Here is a 3,903-nt window from a genome sequence, read left to right as displayed (position 1 = left end):
TGGCAAAAAAGCGAATAATTTGCCTGAATTTTGCTTCTGTGATTCTTGAACGGGAATAATATCTATTTTTTGCTTTCATATAAGGAAGTTACCATACTTTTTAATATGCTTAACTTCCTATGCCCCTAAAATAATTGCTTTAGCGAGACCTTATAGGGTTGGGCTTTTATTGCCTAAACAAGATATCGAAATTCTTGATTTAGAAGGCTTTAGTGAAAATGAAACAAAACAACATCTATTAAACTATTATCCTGATGTTTCGACACAAGACGTGATTGAATTTCATCGACTTACCAGTGGCAATCCACGAGTCCAAAGTATTGCTTTAGAACAAAATTTGACTTTGCATGAGATTCTTTCATTTTTCGGTGCAACGCCTAAAAACGTAGAAGATACAATTAAGGATTTGTTAAATAAGGCAATTTCTACTTTTAAAGAACAAAACTATTCCGAATCAGCAGAAATTGATTTACTCCTTACTTCAATTGCTATTTTACGTCCATTAATTCCCCTGCAGATTTTATCTGACTTAACTAATATCAGAGCTGATCAAATAAGAAGTATTATTTCTGATATAGGTGGCCATCCAATTCGTCTTAGTGACAATAATATTCAATTTGTTGATGAGCCAACTGAATCTTGGTTCCGTGAAATTTATAAGCCAAAAGATACTAGCTTGCTGAATGATTTTATTCAGAAGCTTAAACCTCTCGCTGTAAATTCTGTATATGCAGCTTCTGTACTACCCCAAATCTTGATGGATGCAGGTAACTTTGAGGAGTTAGTTGAGTTATCTTTAAATTCTGAAATGTTACCAACGAATTCCACCTTAGAAAAAAGAAAGGTTGAATTACAACGCCTGCAATTTGCAATTAAAGCTGGCCTAAAACTTGGTAAATATACAGAGGTTGCTAAATTATCATTAAAAGCTGGTGGAGAGGTTGCTGCAGAAGTTAGGCAACATCAATTACTTGAAGAAAATATAGACCTAGTTGGTACTACTTTTAGTGACAATCAAATTTTAGAATTAATTTCTGAAAAAGTATTCAAAGGTGGTTCATGGCATGGCTCGAAATACATTACTGAAGCTAAACTTCTCTCATATCGAGAAGATTTCCATGGAGAATCACGTAGCAAGCTTCGTATTGCAAATCAATGGTTAACTAGTTGGTTCAAACTTCCAAAAAAACAACGACGTAATCAAAATGTAGAATATAAAGAACTCAGTGATTACTTTATTACTCTAATAACTTTAGAAGGCGTTGACTATGCAATTAATTGGCTACGTAGATGGCGTCCAAAAAGTGTAAGTTATAAAGTAGCTAAAATTGCAACTAATGAGTTGATTAAACTTAATAAACATGAAGTTATACAACAAATATTAGATAAATCAGGTAATAACCTGTTTTTAACTTTAGGTACTCTACAGATACTGAAATTAAACCACTGTGTTATCCATTCTGAGAATTTTTCACGAATTTTAAAACTACTGAGCTATGACAAAGTAAAACTTGATATTGGTCTAGCCCCAATTCTTTGTTTTTTAGAAGTAGTTTTTAATCAACAGCTTTGTTCTTCCTCTGAGGCATATCAAATTTTATCAAGATATCTGCCTACTGAAATACCATATGAGATTACAGATAGTTTTGGAAACTCAGATAGAATCATTTACATGAAAGCTTATGCTTTACATAAAGCATGGGATGATAAGACATTAGAACTACTTGATTTAGTACCAAAGAGATTAGAAGATGAGTTTTTAAAGGATAAATCTTATAGCTCATCAGAAGAAATCACCACGCTAAAACGAGATGTTGCAGCAGTTTTGCCATGGTATAGATTATATGCTCGGTCAATTACAGAAAAGATTTGCATTAAGGAACTCGATCAACTAATTGAACAAGCGAAATCAGACTTCCAGAAAGGTCAAGGATATTCATATCGGGAATATGGCAATCATCTAGAAAATGAAATTGCAAAAGTTTGGTTTGATATTTTAATTTTAAATAATCATCTTAACCAAGAAACCTATCCAGAGATAGAAAGTCATTTTCGGGAAAAAATTTATCCAAATACACTTAATCATTTTACGCTTATTTTGGCTTTGCAAGAACCATGCGAATTAGAAGAGTACTGCTATCAAAACATAGAAAAAAACTTAAAAACTCTTGAGAAGAGTGATGATCATGCAGAAACATTGGTGAGTGACTATATGTCTATTGCTCAATCAATTTTCCCTCTAGATCAAGAAGAAGCTACTGCAATATTAAATAAAGCAATTGAGGTAAGTAGTAAACTAGGTGAAGAAAATCTACAACGATGGAATGCATTACTTTGCTATGGCGTAAGAGCTGGAAAAGGGCAAAATAATAGAAAACCACAGTTATGCTATCGTTTTAGTCAATGTGCTGAATTGACATATAAATATGTACATAGAGATAAACATTTTCCATGGGATTACACAGTTGATGCAATTTATGATTTAGATCCTAATTCAGCATTTGCTATTGCTAGCCGTTGGCGCGATCGTAGATTTGGAGATGAAGATAGAATATTGGGCAATTTGGTGGATAAGTTACTTAAACAACAACTTTTATCACCATTGATACCCTTGGCTTTTAAAGCGATGGGAGCTACATATGACTTAGATAATCTATTAAGCTCTATTAAATCATTAGCTTTAAGTGATGAACTAAAAAGAAAGGTTTTACAAAGCTTTTATCTTTATATTGTTGTACCTAATCCATCAGAAAAGCATATTAGTCGCCTTAGAGATTTGGTCGAGGCATTTCATATAACAGATCAAACTATCCAAGATTTTTTCTTATCCCTGAGTAATTCAGACGTTTATATTCAAGTAGAAGAAGAACCTCACTCTTCGACCTACGACCAAGAAAATTTTGAATGGGATGTATTTTTTGAAAATTATACTGACTCAAATCGAAGTGTAGACTTTGACTCAGCTTATAATGATTTTCAGAAATTGGAAAATAAGCATTGGATTAAAAGAGCTTTTTATGTACAGCTTTTTCAAAAAATAAGTCCATCACAAGCAATATCATTGATCAATTGGTGGTTCGATAATCCTAGAAATGGAATGTATGACTTAGATGATCTTTTAAAAGCTATACCATCTCGCTTTAAAAGTAGAATGTCATTTTTAGAAGTGTTAGATTCGAGAGTTAAACAATTTCTGAAAACACATTATGCTGATTTTTATATAGATACCTATGGAAGTAATCTGAAATTACACGTTTTAAGTGAATTAACAGGGAAACCTAAGACTGATTATATTCAATCTCTCTTAGAGGGCATGAGTGAAAGCACCATTACCTTAGAAAGTGAAAGCTTATTTAGGATAGCTCATTTACTTACACCTATGATTGCACCAAATCAATCCTGCGAGGTTTTAGAGTATGGTCTAGGCTTACTAGAAGGTGATTTGGGCTCAGATATCGCTGATGGGCAATGGCGTGAGGAATTAGCACCACCAGAGAATATACTAGAATCTATCTCAGGTTATATTTGGTCTAGCCTAGCATCTCCTTTCAATACTGTTAAATGGCAAGCGGCGCATACCATTAAGTTACTTTGCGATTTTGAGCAAAGAGAATTGTTATCTAATTTAATTAATTTTATTAGTGATAAAAATTACCGAAGTTTTTATGATCACAAATTTGAATTTTATCAATACTCGGCGACTCAATGGTTACTTAATGCTTTATTAAAAGTGTCATATAGTCCTAATAACTTTTTGGCTGAATATATTGAAACATTGAACCGTACCGGGTTTATCGGAGACTTTTTTATTTAAGTTAGGCCACCTGACCTAACGGGTTAATCTTATCATAGTACATTGCTTCAAACTCAAAAGGCGATACATAACCCAGTGCACTGTGTACA

1 protein-coding gene and 1 pseudogene are annotated in these 3,903 nt (G+C 33.0%); one reads left to right on the top strand and one right to left on the bottom strand.

The annotated features are described in order from the left end of the window. Positions 1 to 79: pseudogene (locus tag GBN19_RS15000) on the bottom strand (IS1595 family transposase); the annotation flags it as partial. Positions 80 to 169: 90 nt separating this feature from the next. Here GBN19_RS15000 and GBN19_RS14995 point away from each other — a divergent pair. Next, positions 170 to 3,814 (top strand): hypothetical protein, encoded by a 3,645-nt coding sequence (locus tag GBN19_RS14995; protein WP_228271301.1) that lies wholly within the window; start codon positions 170 to 172, stop codon positions 3,812 to 3,814. Positions 3,815 to 3,903 lie beyond the last annotated feature (89 nt).

This window comes from Acinetobacter brisouii (assembly GCF_008993995.1).
In the GTDB taxonomy this organism is placed as follows: Bacteria; Pseudomonadota; Gammaproteobacteria; order Pseudomonadales; family Moraxellaceae; genus Acinetobacter; species Acinetobacter brisouii_A.
This window is presented reverse-complemented; position numbering and strand designations above follow the sequence as displayed.